The organism is Pseudoalteromonas sp. McH1-42, from assembly GCF_022347845.1.
GTDB classification, from domain to species: Bacteria; Pseudomonadota; Gammaproteobacteria; order Enterobacterales; family Alteromonadaceae; genus Pseudoalteromonas; species Pseudoalteromonas rubra_D.
Genome location: NZ_JAKRFU010000009.1, coordinates 86810 through 105913 on the forward strand (window position 1 = coordinate 86810; position 19104 = coordinate 105913).

The 19104-nt window shown below is 47.2% G+C and carries 20 protein-coding genes; 11 read left to right on the forward strand and 9 right to left on the reverse strand.

Annotated features, from left to right (window positions below; genetic code table 11):
- Positions 1–22: 22 nt before the first annotated feature.
- Complete coding sequence (gene tsaD / locus MHN31_RS09365) at positions 23–1036, forward strand: tRNA (adenosine(37)-N6)-threonylcarbamoyltransferase complex transferase subunit TsaD (protein ID WP_010383001.1); 1014 nt, start codon at positions 23–25, stop codon at positions 1034–1036.
- Positions 1037–1046: 10 nt separating this feature from the next.
- Here tsaD and plsY read toward each other — a convergent pair whose 3' ends face one another.
- The gene (plsY, locus tag MHN31_RS09370) at positions 1047–1637 is read right to left on the reverse strand and encodes a glycerol-3-phosphate 1-O-acyltransferase PlsY (protein ID WP_138536234.1); all 591 of its coding nucleotides are present in this window, start codon (positions 1635–1637) and stop codon (positions 1047–1049) included.
- Positions 1638–1746: 109 nt separating this feature from the next.
- Here plsY and folB point away from each other — a divergent pair, with 109 nt between their 5' ends.
- Genes folB through MHN31_RS09385 form a run of 3 tightly spaced genes read left to right on the forward strand, consistent with a single transcriptional unit; the run spans position 1747 to position 3387 of the window.
- Entirely contained in the window at positions 1747–2097 is a 351-nt protein-coding gene (gene folB / locus MHN31_RS09375) for a dihydroneopterin aldolase (protein ID WP_010382997.1), read from the forward strand.
- Between the two features lies 1 nt (position 2098).
- Positions 2099–2587, forward strand: coding sequence for a 2-amino-4-hydroxy-6-hydroxymethyldihydropteridine diphosphokinase (gene folK / locus MHN31_RS09380; protein ID WP_125558053.1), 489 nt, complete (start codon positions 2099–2101; stop codon positions 2585–2587).
- Positions 2584–3387, forward strand: a complete 804-nt coding sequence (locus MHN31_RS09385) for an undecaprenyl-diphosphate phosphatase (protein WP_239444149.1) — start codon at positions 2584–2586, stop codon at positions 3385–3387. The genes folK and MHN31_RS09385 overlap by 4 nt, the downstream gene beginning before the upstream one ends.
- Before the next feature lie 36 nt (positions 3388–3423).
- Here the strand turns inward: MHN31_RS09385 and MHN31_RS09390 are convergent, their stop codons facing one another.
- Positions 3424–3960 (reverse strand): GNAT family N-acetyltransferase, encoded by a 537-nt coding sequence (locus MHN31_RS09390; RefSeq protein ID WP_239444150.1) that lies wholly within the window; start codon positions 3958–3960, stop codon positions 3424–3426.
- A gap of 11 nt (positions 3961–3971) precedes the next feature.
- Positions 3972–4325 (reverse strand): hypothetical protein, encoded by a 354-nt coding sequence (locus MHN31_RS09395; protein ID WP_239444151.1) that lies wholly within the window; start codon positions 4323–4325, stop codon positions 3972–3974.
- Positions 4326–4473: 148 nt separating this feature from the next.
- Between MHN31_RS09395 and MHN31_RS09400 the strand changes: the two genes are divergently transcribed.
- From MHN31_RS09400 to MHN31_RS09420, 5 genes are all read left to right on the forward strand, one after another.
- Positions 4474–5142, forward strand: coding sequence for a tRNA-uridine aminocarboxypropyltransferase (locus tag MHN31_RS09400; protein WP_125558045.1), 669 nt, complete (start codon positions 4474–4476; stop codon positions 5140–5142).
- 720 nt (positions 5143–5862) lie between these two features.
- Positions 5863–6867, forward strand: coding sequence for a Fe(3+) ABC transporter substrate-binding protein (locus MHN31_RS09405; protein ID WP_125558043.1), 1005 nt, complete (start codon positions 5863–5865; stop codon positions 6865–6867).
- Positions 6868–8499 carry an iron ABC transporter permease gene (locus tag MHN31_RS09410; RefSeq protein ID WP_239444152.1) on the forward strand — a complete coding sequence of 544 codons (1632 nt, stop codon included), beginning with the start codon at positions 6868–6870 and terminating at the stop codon, positions 8497–8499. It begins immediately after the preceding gene.
- Positions 8499–9530 (forward strand): ABC transporter ATP-binding protein, encoded by a 1032-nt coding sequence (locus tag MHN31_RS09415; protein ID WP_125558039.1) that lies wholly within the window; start codon positions 8499–8501, stop codon positions 9528–9530. Before MHN31_RS09410 ends, MHN31_RS09415 begins: the two co-directional genes overlap by 1 nt.
- A 330-nt stretch (positions 9531–9860) precedes the next feature.
- On the forward strand, positions 9861–10775 hold the full coding sequence (locus MHN31_RS09420) for a Dyp-type peroxidase (RefSeq protein WP_239444153.1): 915 nt from the start codon (positions 9861–9863) through the stop codon (positions 10773–10775).
- Positions 10776–10781: 6 nt separating this feature from the next.
- Here the strand turns inward: MHN31_RS09420 and argR are convergent, their stop codons facing one another.
- Positions 10782–11249, reverse strand: a complete 468-nt coding sequence (gene argR / locus MHN31_RS09425) for a transcriptional regulator ArgR (protein ID WP_125558035.1) — start codon at positions 11247–11249, stop codon at positions 10782–10784.
- 272 nt (positions 11250–11521) lie between these two features.
- Here argR and mdh point away from each other — a divergent pair, with 272 nt between their 5' ends.
- Positions 11522–12454, forward strand: a complete 933-nt coding sequence (gene mdh / locus MHN31_RS09430) for a malate dehydrogenase (RefSeq protein ID WP_125558033.1) — start codon at positions 11522–11524, stop codon at positions 12452–12454.
- Positions 12455–12549: 95 nt separating this feature from the next.
- Here mdh and serA read toward each other — a convergent pair whose 3' ends face one another.
- The 5 genes from serA to MHN31_RS09455 all read right to left on the reverse strand — a co-directional run bounded on the left by serA (position 12550) and on the right by MHN31_RS09455 (position 17490).
- Positions 12550–13779 (reverse strand): phosphoglycerate dehydrogenase, encoded by a 1230-nt coding sequence (serA, locus tag MHN31_RS09435; protein WP_010382981.1) that lies wholly within the window; start codon positions 13777–13779, stop codon positions 12550–12552.
- A 12-nt stretch (positions 13780–13791) separates the two neighbouring features.
- Positions 13792–14445: a ribose-5-phosphate isomerase RpiA gene (gene rpiA, locus MHN31_RS09440; RefSeq protein ID WP_138536247.1), complete on the reverse strand. Its 654-nt coding sequence runs from the start codon at positions 14443–14445 to the stop codon at positions 13792–13794.
- Between the two features lie 133 nt (positions 14446–14578).
- Positions 14579–15175 carry a 5-formyltetrahydrofolate cyclo-ligase gene (locus tag MHN31_RS09445; RefSeq protein WP_239444183.1) on the reverse strand — a complete coding sequence of 199 codons (597 nt, stop codon included), beginning with the start codon at positions 15173–15175 and terminating at the stop codon, positions 14579–14581.
- 29 nt (positions 15176–15204) lie between these two features.
- Entirely contained in the window at positions 15205–15741 is a 537-nt protein-coding gene (locus tag MHN31_RS09450; protein ID WP_239444154.1) for a hypothetical protein, read from the reverse strand.
- 222 nt (positions 15742–15963) lie between these two features.
- The gene (locus tag MHN31_RS09455; RefSeq protein WP_125558025.1) at positions 15964–17490 is read right to left on the reverse strand and encodes a carboxypeptidase; all 1527 of its coding nucleotides are present in this window, start codon (positions 17488–17490) and stop codon (positions 15964–15966) included.
- Positions 17491–17825: 335 nt separating this feature from the next.
- Between MHN31_RS09455 and MHN31_RS09460 the strand changes: the two genes are divergently transcribed.
- Positions 17826–19061 (forward strand): diguanylate cyclase, encoded by a 1236-nt coding sequence (locus MHN31_RS09460; protein WP_125558023.1) that lies wholly within the window; start codon positions 17826–17828, stop codon positions 19059–19061.
- Positions 19062–19104: the final 43 nt, after the last annotated feature.

Consider the following 19104-nt stretch of genomic DNA (forward strand, 5'->3'; position numbering starts at 1 on the left):
TTTTAGTAGTGGAGAATCAACATTGCGAATTCTAGGTATCGAATCTTCTTGCGATGAGACGGGGATTGCCATCTATGATGATGAGCAGGGACTTTTGGCGCATCAGTTGTACAGTCAGGTAAAAGTTCACGCGGATTATGGTGGCGTAGTACCGGAACTGGCATCGAGAGATCACGTTCGCAAAACCATTCCTTTAATTGAAGCCGCTTTTAAACAGGCCGGCTGTGGCCCTGAGTCGCTCGATGGCATTGCTTACACAGCAGGACCTGGCTTGGTGGGGGCTTTGCTTGTGGGCACTTCCATTGGCCGCTCACTGGCGTTTGGTTGGAATATTCCCGCCGTTGCTGTGCATCACATGGAAGGGCATTTGCTAGCGCCTATGCTGGAAGATGACATGCCAGAGTTTCCATTTGTTGCTTTACTGGTATCTGGTGGCCACACTATGATGGTGAAAGTGGCAGGCATCGGTGAATACGAAGTACTCGGTGAGTCGGTGGATGATGCCGCTGGTGAGGCCTTTGATAAAACGGCGAAACTCTTAGGGTTAGACTATCCGGGTGGTCCCATGCTGGCTAAGTTAGCAACACAGGGCGTGGCTGGCCGGTTTGTGTTCCCAAGGCCTATGACAGACCGCCCTGGCCTGGACTTTAGCTTTAGTGGTCTGAAAACCGCAGCGGCGAATACCATTAAGTCGGCAGGGGATGACGAGCAAACCAAAGCTGATATTGCCCATGCATTTCAGACGGCCGTAGTTGATACATTGGCGATTAAGTGTAAACGCGCCCTGAAAGAAACTGGCATTAATCGCTTAATCATTGCTGGCGGTGTAAGTGCGAATACTGAGCTGCGCACTAAGCTTGAGCGTATGATGCAGGGGATGAAAGGCAAAGTGTATTACCCTCGTACTGAGTTTTGTACTGATAATGGTGCGATGATCGCTTATGCAGGCATGCAGCGTCTTAAAGCGGGGCAAACTGCTGAGTTAAGTATGAAAACTCAGCCACGTTGGCCACTGGATAGCTTACCGCCACTGTAATGGTCTGACGTTAGTCGACGTTTTTCTTACCGAGCTTAGGCTCGGTCCCACTCAGGAGCCGACGAATGTTGGCTCTGTGGCGAAATATTATCAGTAAAGTCAAAAAGCACACGGGCAATGTGTACATAGGTTTTATGAGCCAGGTGTATGCCGGCGCGGCTAATACGGTTACAATCGCTGCGAGTGACGAGTAACGTGTTAGTGCCAACACGAGCAGCCAGGTACCGATCAGCATCCCCCCAAGTGATAGTCCGATTGGCAGTAGTGCCCCAAACGCTGTCGCAACCGCTTTACCACCGTTAAAATGGAAAAATACCGGGTAAATATGGCCCAGACAGGCACACACTGCGACAATGCCCAGCCAGATGGGTTCAATGCCCAGAAAATAGGCTCCCCACACTGGGATAGTCCCTTTGAGAATATCAAATACCAGGACCAGAGCGGCAGGAAGTTTACCGCCAAGCCGTAGCACATTGGTTGCGCCAGGGTTATTTGAACCAGAAAAGCGGGGATCGGGCAATGAAAACAGCCTGGAAATCAAAATCGCGGAAGAGATTGAACCAAATAAATAAGCACAAATACATATTAAACTGACTATCACAAGCTTCCTTATTTTTTCTTGCCGTTATTTGGGCTATCATCGTCGCTTTATTTTAAGGCGGCTGAGTACGTGAAAAAGCCGATCCGAATCAGTCATGTCAGGAGTTTACATGGACACGGTCTATATCTCGCAATTACACGTCGAGACCATAATAGGAGTTTACGACTTTGAAAAAGAAAGTAAACAAAGCCTTTTCTTTGATATAGCGATGAAGACTGATATCTCTGCGGCTGCGCGACAGGATGACATTACGTTGGCCGTAGATTATGCCAAAGTCAGTGAGCGGGTGATTGCTCATACTGAGGCGAGTCGGGTTGAACTTCTTGAGACGCTGGTCGAGCAATTGGCAGCCATTATCCTACAAGAGTTTGCTATTGAGGCTATCACTATTCGGGTCAGCAAGCCGGCAGCTGTTCCTCAGGCACAAACTGTTGGCCTGGAAATCACGCGGAACCGATAGTATGGCGCATGTGTTTATCAGTATAGGGTCCAATGTTGATCGCGACCGTCATTTCCGTCAGGGTCTGACAACGCTCATTAAGCATTTTCCGGATTATGTCCATTCGGATGTGTATGAAAGTGAGCCTGTGGGGTTTAACGGTAAAAACTTCTATAACTCTGTGTTTGCGACGCATACCGACATGTCGCTGCCAGACTTATGCATTTTGTTAAAACAAATAGAGCGCGATAACGGCAGAACGCCTCAGGACAAGAAATTCAGCCCCAGAACTCTGGATCTGGATATCCTGTTCTACGACGATGTGATTTGTGATTCTCCTGCTCAGCTACCACGTGATGAGGTCACTAAGAACGCCTTTGTGCTCCGGCCTCTGGCTGAAATAGCCCCAGATTTTATTCATCCCGCGCTGGGCTGCCGCATGGTCGAAATCTGGCAAGCTTATGACAATCAAGCGCAAAAACTATGGAAAGTGGAGTTTTCTTTACCATGAGTATCATCGAAATTATTGTACTGGCATTGATCCAGGGATTAACCGAATTTCTGCCGATTTCCAGCTCAGCACATTTGATATTGCCGTCTCAGATATTCGGCTGGCAAGATCAGGGGTTGGCATTTGATGTCGCCGTGCACGTTGGCTCATTGGCTGCTGTACTCATTTACTTTCGCAAAGAAGTTGCCGACATACTGGGCGCCTGGTTTAAATCCTTCGGCAAGCAAGGTTCGACGGATGATAGTCGCCTTGGTTGGTGGATTATCGTGGCAACGATCCCGGGCCTTGTTATTGGGTTTTTGGCCAAAGATCTGGTCGAAGACTTTTCCCGAAGCGCCTGGGTTATCGCGGCAACGACGGTCATTTTTGGCTTGTTACTTTGGTATGCTGATGCCACTGCAAAACAGACCAAAACCATTTATCAACTGAACTGGCGCAGCGCCTTGATCATTGGCTTTGCCCAGGTCGTAGCAGCTTTGCTACCGGGCACGTCGCGTTCAGGGATCACCATGACGGCAGGCATGATGTTGGGGCTGAATAAGCAAAGTGCGGCCCGCTTCTCTTTTTTAATGTCTATTCCAATCATTGCTGCAGCGGGTGGGTATTACACATTGAAATTGGCCACGGGAGATGAGTTGATCGACTGGAGCGCCATAATTACTGGAGCTGTGTTGTCCTTTATCGCAGCTTATACGTGTATTCACTTCTTCTTGAAAGTGATAGAACGGATGGGGATGCTGCCATTTGTGATCTATCGCTTACTGTTAGGTTTGTTCCTGGTGATTTTCCTGATGGTTTAATCGGATATAAAGCGGGTATATTTACCCGCTTTATCGTTATACCGATTTTCGATAATACACCACATCCATAGGTCCTTCAGGACCTTCATGAATGCCTTCTCGTAAGAAGGTCATGGATAGTTTTTTCATGATGTTAATTGAACCCAGGTTCCCTTTGAGTGCCTCAGCGCTCAGATAATCCATTTTATCTTGTTCAGCAAGGTGCTTGGCGATGTGTCTGGCAGCTTCGGTTGCATAGCCTTTCCCCCAGGCAATTTGTTTGAAGCGCCAGCCTATTTCGAGATCTCGCTCGTCCATTTCACCGTTAAAGAAATACATGGGCCGAATCAATACCCAGCCCAGAAAAGTTTCATCGTCTATTAAGCTACAATGCCATAGGCCCCAACCCTGCTCTGGATTAGTAAATTTGGCCAAACGTGGCAGATAGAATTGCTCAATTTGTTCACGGGAAGTTGGTTTACCATTGGTTAAGTAGCGCATTACCGCCGGGTCACTGTCCAGGTCGATGAGTAGATCACCATCATCCTGAGTCATGAGGCGGTATTTCAAACGTGCTGAAGGGGAAATGATCATGTTGTTTCTCTTTATTGACACCACATGGTATCGCACATATAAACCTGCGTAACTCTCGGGTACTTGCTGCTTGCATTCTGAGTGAAGCAACCGCTCAGTTCCATGAACAGTTTTTGCTTCGCGAATTTAGCTGCCAGTAAAGAGGAATAAATATGCTGGCTGCCTTCCTTACTTAGATCTAAGTGATACCATTTGGCGCTGGTGGGAGAAGATGAGCATTCAGAAAGTTCGTTCATTACAGATAACTTAACACGCACTGTGTTGTGACTAACGGTCATATCTTTAATTGTTGCAACTTGTGTGTAAGCTGTCGCATTTGCGAATAAAGGTAAGCACAAAAGCGCGGGCAAAATTAGTTTTTTCATATTATTTCGATTCCATTTCGAGATTATTGAAGCGCGCAATTATAGTTAAGTCTGTTACTAAAAAATAGACTAAGGCTACGAGCAGTTCTATTGAGACGTGCTTTTTGCTAATATTGGCATTTTTATGCAAAACGGGAGCTGCGTGGGCGTGGAAAACTCGGTACTGGCATTACGAGCCCAACAAATCGCATCCGCACGGCGGGAATTCAAGGCTCGGGGGTCAAAACTACCTCGTTGTGAACGGTGTTTACTGGCTGAATCTCTGTGTATTTGTGCGGGTGTTCAGGTCGCCGAGTGTGATAGCGCAGTGTGCCTGCTTATGTACCATAATGAGAGCTTTAAGCCGTCTAATACAGGCCGACTTATCGCGGATATTGTACCGGATAATCATGCATTTCGCTGGGACCGCACTGATCCTGAGCCAGGCTTGCTGACTTTACTAGAGGATCCGGCTTATCAGCCAGTCGTGGTCTTTCCTGCCGAAAATGTGGAACCGGAACGCGTAGTGCACAGTGTAACTCGGCAAAGTGGTAAAAAACCGCTCTTTATTTTCCTGGATGGTACCTGGCGTGAAGCGAAAAAGATGTTTCGTAAAAGCCCTTATCTGGATCAATTTCCGGTGTTGTCGGTAACGCCTGAAAGCTTATCGGATTACAAACTGAGAGTGGCTCCGCACGCTCATCAACTCGGCACCGCAGAAGTCGCTTGTGTGGTGTTGGCTGAAAATGGCGAGGCGCAGGCCGCAGAGTACCTGACTCAGCATTTTGTGGATTTTCGAGATGCCTATCTGAAAGGGAAAAAAAGTAAGCTTTCTTGAGTCAATAAAGCACGCGAAGTGACAGTCAGTCAAAATAAGAAGAGCGCGACCCTTGCGGGCCGCGCTTGACGGAATCTTCTAAATAGCATCCTGCTATGTTGATGAGATCAACTCCTTACATGCTCGTCCATGTCTCGCCTTGCGTTGTCATTCTGCGAGATGTACATCCTGTACTGTCCTTTAAGCAATCAGCAGTCCCAGTTGCTGATTTAGTCCATGCTAACCATCCTTTGTGTCGTCATCCTGACTTGTTCCTATCTCCCTGTATTCCAATGCACCATCCACCTGTGCATCAACGTCCTTACTTAATCGGCATTTCCTGTTGTCCGAAGCCTAATCCTAGTTCCTGACACTCCTACCGCACAAACTCCCTGATAAGCAACTCAATCCGTTTCCATGTTGCTTTGTGCTCTCCCCTTGAGATGACTAAAGTATATGGGAGTCTGGGTGAGATGACAGCACGAAAAAACGCTTTGAATTTCGGGTAAAGGCATTGGCTGTAAAAAAACTTGTTATCTAACAAAGACCTTTTTATATTTTGCTGATAAAGTCAGCGGTATCTTCATAGATTGCGACATGCTTAGTGAGAGATCTCTCACAACTAAATGTCCGGATGTCGCTATTTAATAAAATTGCAATATGTTGAACTATCGGCTGTATTTTGTCGGGATCCGGGTTACCATAGCCTGAGAATAGTTATTGTTATTATTTGGAGCTTATATGAAAAGTGCAATCGCAACACTGCTTGCTGCTGTAACCAGTTTATCTGCTGTCGCTGCGGATGAAGTGAACATCTATTCCTATCGTCAGCCTTTCTTGATCCAGCCGATCCTGGATGACTTTACTAAACAGACCGGCATTAAGACCAATGTTGTATTCGCGAAAAAAGGTTTGATAGAGCGGGTTAAACGCGAAGGCAAACACGGTCGCGCCGATCTGGTTCTGACATCAAACTTTAGCGCCATGATCCAGTTAGAGGAAATGGGACTGACCAATGCCATTGAAAGCGACAAAATTGATAAAAATATCCCGGCCAGCTTTCGCGATCCGGATGGTCACTGGGTCGCGCTGACCAAACGCGTACGTAATGTCTATTCTTCTAAAGACAGAGCGGGCAAGTTGACGAGCCTGAGCTACGAAGAGCTGGCTAACCCTAAATACAAAGGTAAGATTTGTACACGTTCGGGCAAACACCCATACAACTTGGGTCTGGTCGCTTCTATGATTGCACACCATGGCGAGGCTGAAACCAAAACCTGGCTGCAAGGGGTTAAAGCAAACCTGGCACGTAAGCCACAAGGTAATGATCGCGCTCAGGTAAAAGCCGTAAAAGAAGGTTTGTGTGATCTGGCGCTGGGCAACAGCTATTACTTCGGCAAAATGCTTGAAGACAATAAGCAAAGAGCCTGGGCAGATGCCGTCTACATTAACTTTCCAAACCAGAGTGATCGGGGTTCACATCTGAATGTTTCGGGTGTCGTGATGACCAAGTACTCGAAAAACAAAGAAAATGCCTTGAAACTGATCGAGTTTATGACCGACAATAAAGCACAGAACATGTACGCCTCGATGAATATGGAATATCCGGTTAAACCGGGCGTCGAATTGTCGAAATTAGTGGCATCCTGGGGCACTTTTAAGGAAGACAGCCTACCTTTGTCCGAGATCAGTAAATACCGTCCGATGGCGCTTAAGCTCATCGATGAGGTAAAATTTGACCTGTAAATGCAATTAAAACAAAGTCTGTCCTCGTGGCAGAGCATGGCGTGGTTGATAGGCATTGCACTGTCAATCCCGCTGGCATTTTTGATTTTCGAGGCGCTGCAAGGCGAATCGGAAGTATTCAGCCATCTATGGCAGAGTGTGTTATGGGACTACACCCGTAACACCCTGGTGCTGATCGCCGGCGTTGTGGCGCTCAGCGCCTTAATAGCCCTGCCTTTGGGGTGGTTAACAGCCTATTGTCGTTTTCCCGGTAAGCGGGTGTTTGAATGGGCGTTGATGTTACCTCTTGCACTGCCTGCTTATATTATCGCATACGTTTATACCGACCTGTTGGATTATGCGGGCCCGGTTCAAATTTGGCTACGGCAGCAATTTGGCTGGCAGGGACCGGATGATTACTGGTTTATCGACCTGCGAACTTTGCCCGGTGCGATTGTAATGATAGCACTGGTGCTCTACCCCTATCTCTATTTGATTTTTAAAACTGCATTGCGAGAACAGTCTTTTAAACTGGTTCAGGCAAGCCAGCTGATGGGCATGAGTCCGGCGCAAAGTTTCTTTAAAGTCAGCCTGCCTCTGTCTCGTGGTGCGATTGTCGCAGCACTTGCGCTGATCAGTATGGAAACTATGGCAGACTTTGCCACAGTCCATTATTTTGCGGTCAGTACCCTGACAACGGCAGTGTATGACACCTGGCTGGGGTATTATTCCCTGACAGCGGCGGCCAAAATTTCGGGTATTATGCTGCTGTTTTTATTTGTTGCCTTGTTACTTGAACGCATGAGCCGTAAAACTCAGGTGGTGCATGAGCGTCAGTCTGGTGTTAACGACACTCACTTATATGACCTGACGGGTTACCAAGGATGGCTGGCCTGGGGGTTTTGCATGCTTATCCTTGGCATCGCGTTTTTTGTTCCGGTCGGAATACTACTCAATTATGCTTTTCATTATTTCGAACAGGCTTGGAATGCTGAGTTCTTTACCTATGCGCTGCAAAGCTTACAGATCAGTTTGTATGTAAGTGTAATTGCCATGTTTATCAGTTTACTGGTGGTGTACTATCAGCGCATTGAGCCGGGTAAGTTCACCAACCTGCCAGGACGTTTTGCCAGTACAGGTTATGCCCTGCCAGGTACTGTATTGGCCATTGCGGTCTTGCTACCGTTGACACTGATGGATACCAAACTCAATGATTGGCTGGATGGCAGTGGTTTTGAGCCAGGACTGTTACTGAGTGGTACCTTGTTCGCGATGATTTTTGCTTATGTGGTGCGCTTCTATGCCATTGCACATGGCGCGGTTGAATCCAGCTTTGTACGGATCAGCCCAAGTATCGACATGGCCAGTTTGTCACTCGGGAAGGGGCGCTTTCAGACCCTGACTCAGGTTCATATGCCCCTGCTCAAGCGAGGCTTGCTGACGGCTGGCTTACTGGTCTTTATCGAATGTATGAAAGAACTGCCTGCGGCGCTGTTATTGCGTCCCTTTAATTTTGAGACCCTGGCCACCCATGTTTATCAGTATGTCAGTGATGAGCAGTTGGAGCTGGCTTCGATTTCAGCGCTGTTTATCGTCCTGGTCGGGCTTATCCCGTTATATTGGGTCAACCGCTCAATGGAGCAACATAACTAATGCCAAGTTTAGAAATTCAATCGTTAAACTATCACTATGACGGCCATCCTGTAATCCAGCAGCTTGATTTAACTGTGGATGAGAATGAAATAGTGTGTTTGCTTGGCGCCAGTGGCTGCGGCAAAACCACCACCCTGAAAGCGATTGCAGGCCTGTTGCACCCTCAACAGGGTGAAATCCGAATCAATGGTAAAAGTGTCAGCAGTGAGCGGCACTTTGTCGCTCCTCAGCACCGTAATATAGGCATGATGTTTCAGGACTATGCGTTATTTCCTCACCTGACGGTGGCACAGAATATTGCTTTTGGTTTGAATAAGCTGAGCAAGACAGAACGACAAAATCGCGTGGCGCACATGTTAGAGCTGGTCCACCTTGAAGGCTATGCTGAGCGCTTTCCTCATGAATTATCTGGTGGTCAGCAGCAGCGTGTGGCCATTGCCAGAGCGCTGGCATATCACCCGAACTTGTTATTGTTGGACGAACCCTTTTCGAATATTGATGCACAGGTGCGCTTTCAGCTGATCAAAGATATTCGCGATATTATTAAGGATCAGCAGGTATCCGCTATCTTCGTCAGTCATTCAAAAGATGAAGCGTTTGCCTTTGCCGATCGGCTCGCTATCATGCACCAGGGGCAGATCGCCCAGTTAGGCACACCCAAAGAACTCTTTCAGCATCCGAGCAGTCGCCAGGTTGCTGAGTTTTTGGGACAGGGTGCGTACGTTTCGGCACAGCGTCACAATGGTGCGCAGGTTGAAACCGCGTTTGGTTCGGTAGAGTCTCTGATTGATATTGAGAGCCCAGCACGGGAAGGGCAGATTTACCTTAGGCCCAGTCACATTGAGCTGTTTAATACCGAGCAGGGACAAGTTGATGTGGCACAACACCGCTTTGTTGGCACTGAGTATTTATATGCCATCGAGCTGGAAGGCCAAATGTTGGAGGTTGCTATGCCATCAGATAAACCACTGGATCTAAGTCGGCCGGTAAGTTTGAAAATTAAGCCCCATGCGATAAACTTCTTTTCTTAATGCATAACAATTCGTTACATTAGTTTAAAGCGTTTTGGATTAGTGCGATGAGCTGGGCGGCGGCAGGAAGTGTCTAATAACAAACTGGCACAACCGTACCGCTCAGGTGCAGTATTGTTGGCGCATATAGAAATCAGCACTTATGCACAACCACTGTGAGGGGTTAAATCAGCCGCTGACTGTGTAAAAAATTTCTCATTTAGAGCAGCTAAATGAGAAATTTTTGCCTGGTTATCACCGAGATTTTTCCGTCTCAAGACGAGCTACTTAATTATGCGGATTGATATTATGTCAGATTTTCGCGTGTTGATATAATGATAGGATGGGGTGATGGCGCAAGCACAATCAGGGGTATGTGCCGAGGCAAATCTGCATGGTTTGCACTTATTTTTTAATGTACTGGATGGTCAGGATGAGGCGGTGCGCTCGGCACTCAGTCAGTCTGGCAGACTACAGGACGAACTTAGCGACCGCTTTTCAGAGGCCATGCTCAGCAGCTTTGTGGCTGTTGGGGCGCAATATTGGCCCCATATTTATCCCGAGTTCATTCCCCCTCAGTTGAAAAGTTTTCCCCTGATTAAAAGCAGTGAGCATTTGTGTAACAGTCAGCCTTTTGATTTGCTTTATGTGATCCGCTCAGATCGGGAAGACGTGAATCACCTGTTTGCCCAGAGTGTGCTTCACATGTTGTCCGGGTGTGTTGAACTGGTTGCGCAGGTACGCGCTTTTCGTTTTCTCGATGGTCGAGATTTTAATGGGTTTGTTTATGGTGCCGATATACCTCACGGGCGGTTTAAACGTCAGGTAGCCTTAGTGAATAACCCTGGAGGCCTGGATGATCAGGGCAGTTATATCCATATTTTGCGGACTCAGTTCGATTTGGCCCGCTGGCAGGCGTTACCTTTGTCAGATCAGGAGCAACTGATGGGGCGCACCCGGCTGGACAACGAGTTGATTGATGATGCGCCACCATACAATCATGCTCGATTGAATGAAATAAAAGACAGTGAAGGCAGGCCATTGTTATTGAATCAGAGTATGCCCTATGGGGATGTTTATGAGCAAGGCAGCCTATGGCTCAGCTGCGCTGCAAAAGGCAACGCGTTTGAGCAGCTATTACATAGTCGCTTTGGATTGTCTGGTGATGGGGATTATGATCCGTTACTGGATTATTCACAAGGCGATATGGGGGCCGCATTTTTTGCGCCATCGTTACAGTTCTTGCAACAAATGGCGCAATCATAATCGTTATTAGACGTTGTCAAACAGTGTTTTGACACGCTCCAGCGTCGCGTCGATTTCAGACACTTTGGCGGGTGCGATAAAAATGGTGTCATCGCCAGCGATGGTCCCTAATACACCGTCGGCAGATCCCAAAGAATCCAATAAGCGTGCAATCAGCTGGGCGGCGCCTGGGCTGGTGCGTATGATGATCATCATCTCGTTGTGCACTATGTCAATGACCAGCTGGCGTAACGGGCTTTTTGCCGTTGGTACGCCCATCTCGGCGGGCAAACAATACACCATTTCCTGTTTGGCATTGCGGGTCCGGACGGCACCGAACTTACTTAGCATACGAGAGACTTTACTTTGGCTGATATTGTCAAATCCCTGCTCTTTGAGGGCATCAACAATTTCACCTTGAGAACCAAAATTTTCTTCTTTTAACAGGGCCTTAAAGGCTTTAACGAGGGCTTCTTGTTTTTCCTGCGGCTGCATACTTAATACTTCTTTGTGACTCGACTGTTAGGATTTTACACAAAACCAGTCTGTTACCCAAATTTCAGGACAAGAAGATTCTTCAAGCAGTGTAGATTATCGATATTAGAAACGCAGCGCATGCGTAAACCATTAGTAGCAGAATTTGTCGCGAACTTTACAACTATAGTCGAAAAAAAGACGAAAATTGCGCGTATAAATTTGTTTTTGGCGGCGCTTTTCATTATCTTTACAGCACATTTAATTCCACCTTCAAATTATGGAGAATTCCAATGAAAGTTGCTGTATTAGGTGCCGCTGGCGGTATCGGTCAAGCATTGTCTCTTTTGCTTAAAAACGGTTTGCCTGCTGGTTCTGAGCTTGCGCTATATGACGTAGCGCCAGTAGTACCTGGCGTAGCGGTTGATCTGTCTCACATCCCAACAGCGGTAACAGTCGCTGGTTTTGGTAAAGACGACCTGGATGCAGCGCTGGTTGATGCAGACATCGTATTGATCCCTGCAGGTATGCCACGTAAGCCAGGTATGGATCGTGCTGATCTGTTCAATGTAAACGCGGGCATCATCAAGACTCTGTCTGAAGGCATCGTTAAAAACTGTCCTAAAGCTCTGGTTGGTGTGATCACTAACCCTGTGAATGGCACTGTGCCAATCGTTGCTGAAGTATTCAAAAAAGCGGGTACTTACGATCCAGCTCGCGTTTTCGGTGTAACAACACTGGACGTGATCCGTGCAGAGACTTTCATCGCTGAGCTGAAAGGTCTGAACGTAAACGACGTTAAAGTACCTGTGATCGGTGGTCACTCAGGTACAACTATCCTGCCTCTGCTTTCTCAGGTTGAGGGCGTTGAGTTCTCTGACGAAGAAGTAGCTGCATTGACTAAACGTATCCAGAATGCGGGTACTGAAGTGGTTGAAGCGAAGGCGGGTGGCGGTTCTGCAACTCTGTCTATGGGCGCAGCGGCAGCGCGTTTCTGCTTCTCACTGGTTAAAGGTCTGCAAGGTGAAAACGTGGTTGAGTACGCTTACGTTGAAGGCAACACTGGTGATGCAACTTTCTTCGCACAACCAGTTCGTCTTGGCAAAAACGGCGTAGAAGAGCTGCTACCTTACGGCGAGCTGAGCGCGTTTGAGCAACAAGCAAAAGACGACATGCTTGCGACTCTTGAAAAAGACATCAAAGAAGGTGTTGATTTCATGGCATAATTGCCACATTGCAGTGCAATAAATTGCACTGCAATTGAAACTAAAAAAGCCTGTCTTGTGACAGGCTTTTTTGTGTCTGCGGCATATGCGGTTTATTAGTGCAGGATCCGGGCGCGGATAGTACCTTCTACTGCGCTTAGCTCTTTTAATGCAACTTCAGAGTGGTCGCTGTCAACATCGATGACCACGTAGCCAATGCTGTCATCCGTTTGCAGATACTGCGCGGCAATGTTGATGCCATGTTGTGCAAACGCCTGGTTAATTTGTGTCAGGACGCCTGGGCGGTTCTCGTGCACATGGAGCAGACGACTGCGGTTTGATAGCTCAGGCAGTGACACTTCCGGGAAGTTGACTGCGGTGACGGTGGAGCCATTGTCTGAGTACTTAGTGAGTTTACCCGCGACTTCAATGCCAATGTTTTCCTGTGCTTCCTGCGTAGAACCGCCGACATGTGGCGTCAAGATCACATTGTCGAATTGACGCAGTGGGGAGACAAACTCTTCATCATTAGACTTAGGCTCGACCGGGAATACGTCGATAGCAGCACCAGACAGTTTTCCGGCGCTAAGTGCCTCGGCTAGTGCATCAATGTCTACCACTGTACCGCGAGATGCATTGATCAGAATCGCGCCTTGCTTCATCACTTCCAGCTCGGCCATACCGATTAGGTTTTTAGTTTGTGGCGTTTCTGGGACATGCAGGCTAACTACATCGGCACGTTGAAGCAGCTGCGTTAAGCTCTGGACCTGTTGTGCATTACCCAGGGTCAGTTTGTCTTCAATGTCGTAAAACTCGACTTTCATGCCGATGTTTTCAGCCATGATCCCCAGCTGAGTGCCTATGTGACCATATCCGATGATCCCCAGCGTTTTACCGCGGGCTTCAAAAGAGCCGATGGCCGATTTAAACCATTCACCTCGATGTGCCATGGCGTTGCGTTTTGGAATGCCACGCAACAATAGCAGGATTTCACCCAAAACCAGTTCCGCCACTGAGCGAGTATTAGAAAACGGGGCATTAAAGACGGCAATGCCGCGCTTTTTAGCTGCACTGAGATCGACTTGATTAGTACCAATACAGAAACAGCCAATCGCGACCAGCTTTTCAGCCGCTTCTAACACCGTTTCATTAAGGTGAGTGCGCGAGCGGATCCCCACAAAGTGGACATTCTTGATCCGCTCAATCAGTTCATTTTCAGGCAGCGATGTCTTCACGTACTCGATATTGCTATAACCGTTGCGTTTGAGCGTTTCAACTGCGCTCTGATGTACGCCTTCCAACAATAAAATGCGAATTTTGTCCTTAGACAAGGATACCTTACTCATGACTCATTCCTGTTACTTAATTTGTGGCCCCTCTGGGGTACCAGTGATGACGATGTCGGCACCGCGCTGAGCAAACAGGCCATTGGTAACAACACCGACGATTTGATTAATTTTCTCTTCCAGTTCAGTTGCTTGTGTGATGGACAGCCCATGCACATCCAAAATCACATTGCCGTTATCCGTTACCACACCCTGACGATAGACGGGATCGCCACCGAGCTTAAGTAATTCGCGGGCAACATAGCTGCGTGCCATTGGGATCACTTCAACGGGTAACGGGAATTGTCCCAATACGTCTACATGTTTGGTGTTGTCGACGATACAGATAAACTTGCGGGCAACAGCAGCGACAATCTTTTCGCGTGTCAGAGCTGCGCCACCGCCTTTGATCATCTGATTGTGAGCATTAATTTCATCTGCGCCATCTACATATATATCCAGTTCAGAGACGTCGTTGAGTTCGAATACGTCGATGCCCAGTGCTTTGAGCTTTTCCGTAGAAGCCTCTGAACTTGAAACTGCTCCTTTTATGGTGTCTTTGACACTTCCTAGTGCGTCTATAAAGTGATTGACGGTGGAACCTGTACCTACACCAACGACTGTACCGGCTTCTACATATTGTAATGCCGCCCAGGCAGCTGCTTTTTTCATTTCATCTTGAGTCATAACGCGATCACTGTTTTAGTTGATTATTGGTTCGCAATTATACGCTCAAAGCACAAAAAAAATATGTCATATGCCATCAATGACTGAAATTATGATCAGGTGCTCAAGGCTTGTTTACAGTGACAACGCGTTATTACACGTTTTGCCACTGATAGCAGTGCTGTGGCGTGATTATGGTTGGTAAAGGCACATCCCAGGCTTCGGTTGGTAGTGCTGAAACTTTCTGACATTCATGAGCCAGACCAATCAATTTAGGCTGTTGCCAGTTCTCACGGTAATAACGCGCCAGCGTACGATCATAATAGCCACCGCCCATACCAAGGCGGTTCCCTGAATCGTCAAATGCCACCAAAGGGAGCAGCAAGTAGTCTAGCTGCGCCAGTGGACAAATTTGGCTACAATTCAATTCTGGCTCTAAGATAGCATAGCGATTCTGCTTCATGGGTGAGTTTTTTTCATACTTCTGAAAGAGCAAAGTAACGCCGCTGAAGGGGTGTATTACAGGCAAATAAAGGTCCACACCTTTGGACCAAAGTGATTGAATTAAAAGGTTAGTTCTTAGTTCGCCATCGTTCTCAAGGTAGACCCCTATGCGGGCGTTTTTAGCGGGCTTTGCATGTTGAAAAAAATTAATAGTTAGTTTTTTGCTTGCCTCTATTTGTTGTTGTTCAGTTAGGCTGTTACGCAATTTCCTAATGCTTTTCCTGATATCTTTCCTTGATGATGCAATTTTTTCATTTTCAAGTGAGACTGCTTTCATTACATAGGTACCAATTCAGGGAAAGCAAGACTGAGCCCCAACACAATCAGTAACAACACTAATAATGACAGGAGAATATACAGCAGCTTCTTAGAGCGTTTGGGGGGCTCATTGTCGAGTTCCAGTTCACTAAACAAAGCTTCATCTTCCCACTCATCTTCTTCATGCTGTTCATCCTGGACCTGCTTACCATCTATGCGTTGCTCCAGTTCATCGAGCTTTTCTTCGATACGGATGAGACTGCTGGTGATGTAATCCAGAGCATCAAATACACGTTCATTAGCTGCATTTTGAACGTTTTCTGCGGGGGCTGAGGCCTGTGATTGCAGCTTACTCTGGATCCCGTATACGGCGAGTAATTTGGCCTGCTTTAGACATTTTTGCTTATCACCTGGCCCAAATAAGGGTTTGCCGGCAGTGAAGTCGACGACCTTCTGCGTCGGTACTTTTAACTTGGCAGCGAGTTGCTCTGTGGCTGCCTGGCTGTCAGTGTCGGGCTTAAAGCCGGAAAACACGACGCGAAAATGTTCGCTCATGAGGTTTCCTCAAAATTGTTACTTCGGGTCCATTATATACACCGCGCCCCTGTGAATTGTCGTTAACTTATTGCTGGGTAAGCGGAATAAAGAATATGGACATCGTCAATTGTTGTTTTGAGTATACCTAACTTTTAAGCATAGTGTGTGAAGTAATCACACTGGTCATGACGAGACAAGAAACGGCGCTGCATTGCAGCGCCATGCAAGGCGTTTGGGAGATTAGTATTTAGCAGGTTGATTGTACTTTAATGCGTCAGTAATGAATGCCCGCAGATCCTGATTAGCCTGGGTGAGGTCAGGGCGACGCAGATACATCATGTGGCCAGAGCGATAGCCTTTAAAACGCAATCGGTCCTGCATCTTACCACTTGGGTCGAGGTGCCAGAGGTTATACTTACCGTCAAAGTAGTTGGTGGCACCATCATAATAGCCTGATTGTACCATCACGTTCAGGTAAGGGTTTTTTGCCATCGACAAACGCAATTGCTCACCCACCTCGTTTTTGCTGCGATCCCAGGGGCGTACATCACCAAACATATTGTACTTAATATCAGTTTTATAATTCAGCTCATGGCGGAAGTAATGATTAATTGCCGGCGTAAAGGCATGCAGCCAGGCATCCAATTCAGGCCAATAGTCGGGGCCTTCACCGGCGTCTCGTTTATCAATACCCAGATAGCGGGAGTCGAGGCGGCCGATGGTATAGCCACGCTCGCGCAATAGCTCTTTCCAGAAAGCGTGGTTGGGTATGTCGAGGTTATTTTGTAGTACGAACTGTTCCGATAGTCCGCTGAAGTGTGCGACTTGCTTTGCTACTGTCAGGCGCTCTTGCTCACTTAACATAGCGCCTTTGGCCAATGCGGGCAGGTAATGATCTAAGGTATAAGCTTCCACCTGCTCCAGTACATTCAGTAGATCTTGATTTTGCAGGGCCTCAGGGAGGGCTTTGTGATACCAGGCGGTTGCTGCAAAATAGGGAAGACGGTTGGCACTTTTTACCGGTCCCTGACGCTTAATCCCAATATCCGTTGGAGAAACCAGCACCACGCCGTTTAAGAATAACCACTGCTTGTTTTGCAGTTCATGGGCCAGGCCAGAAACGCGAGTTGTGCCGTAGCTCTCACCAATCAAAAATTTCGGTGACAGTGCACGGCCATGTCGATTGATAAAGGTATTGAGCCACCCAGCCAGATATTTGATATCAGCATTGACACCGAAAAAGCGCGATTGCAGAGTTTGCTTGTCAGCCATTGAGCCATCTTGCTCTGGCAGAACGCGAGAGTAACCAGTGTTGACTGGATTGACGAACAGAATATCAGCAACATCCAGCACAGAATCAGGATTATCTTTTAAGCCATAGGGCTGCATTGGGTAACCTTCGTCGTCAATCTTCAGCACCCGAGGCCCTGTGTACGCAATGTGCATCCATACAGACGCTGAGCCCGGACCACCGTTAAATGAGATCAGCAGTGGACGGGTGGCGGGATCTTTGACTTTGTTCTTTTTATAGTAGGTATAGTGGAGTGTCGCTATCGGGTGGCCTGCTTTATCCCATACTGGCTGAGTACCTGTGGTGGCTGTGTAGGCGATCCGCTCCCCGTTAAAGGTTCCTTTGTGTTCGGTGATGACCTGAGCATCAATTTGCTGGGTTAATTGACCCTGAGTATCGGCTTGTGCCGATGCCGTGTGAGGGAGTGTGGTAATAAAAGTCGCAGAAAGAGCGAACAGTAATGGCTTCAACAACATGTTTTTATTTTTTGGGTGAAATCGATCTGCTTATTTAAGACGCATCCAGGACAGAATTCAAAAAACTTGAGACTAATAGCCAAAAAATAGGCTATGCGCAAAGTGTGTTAATTTTTATGGTGTTTTTGGTTTTTTTTTTGTGTTTTAAATGGCCCGGTGAGGCCGAGTTTTGGCGGGCTTTTGTTGCGGTCTGTTTACAATTTTATTGGCCGGTGAGTTTTTTTTGTCACAGAAATCGCGTATATTTAATCCTTATGTCTGTAGTATGAAAGTATTTAGCGCTGTTAAATTCTTGTATCTCTTCCCTTTTCTCGTAGTTTTAGTAGAGCATCGTAATGCAAAGAGTATTAGTCGTCGAAGACAGTAAGGTAGTGCAACAAATCCTTCGCCACCTTGCATCACAACACCTGGATGTGGAAATTGATTATGCCTGGTCTCTGAAAGAGACCCAGGCATTACTCGAGAGCCAACATTACACTCTGGCTTTGGTCGATCTGACCTTACCAGACGCCCCTGATGGAGAGGTCGTGCAGCTTACGCTAAGCCGCAACGTACCCACTGTGGTATTGACGTCTAAAATTGATGAATATAGCCGTCAGCAAATGCTTGAGATGGGCGTCGTTGATTATGTGATTAAGGACAATCGGGATTCTTATCTCTATGCCATTAAACTCGTATCACGTTTATTGCGCAACGAAGGGTGTCAGGCACTGATCGCTGATGATTCAATGATCAGTCGGGCTGTGATGAGACAGATGCTGGAAAAGCAGCTGTTTACGGTGTTTGAGGCGCAAGATGGTGAGCAAGCTTTGAATATGCTCAATGCCAAGTCGGACATTAAATTATTGCTGACAGATTATGCGATGCCCACCATGGATGGCTTTGAACTGGTTAAAGCTGTGCGCAACAGCCGCGGGCGTGATGATTTGGCTATTATTGGCCTGTCAGGTGCTGGCAGTCACGGTTTGTCTGCTAAGTTCATCAAATATGGCGCCAATGACTTTTTGACGAAACCCTTTATGAATGAAGAATTTCATTGTCGGGTGATGCAAACCATGGATCAGTTGAACCTGATTGCAGACATTAAAGAGTACGCACACAGAGATTTTCTGACTGGTCTTTATAATCGTCGATATTTTTGCCAGCATATGGATAAAGTGCTCAAGAATAAGCCGGATCAGTTCACACTGGCGTTACTGGATCTGGACCACTTTAAGGCAATCAATGATCAGTACGGTCACCTTGGAGGGGACAAAGTCCTGTCTCAGGTTGCTGAGCTGCTCAATAGCTCTTTCAATCATTGTCTGGTGGCACGTGTCGGAGGGGAGGAATTTGCCGTGTTAATGCCCGGTAATGACCTGACTGTGGCTAAAAATAGTTGCCAGGACTTCAAAGAACGCTTTGCTAACACCCAATTTATGATCCAGGAGCAGGCATTACACTGCACACTTAGTGTGGGCATTGCCCGGTGCGATAAAGCGACCCTCAGTGACGTCATGCGTGCGGCAGACAGCGCTTTGTATCGTGCTAAAGAAGCTCAGCGCAATTGCGTAATGGTCAGTGAAAGCTAATCTTCAGATTACCCCACCCGATATTGCACCATTTCAAGTCAGA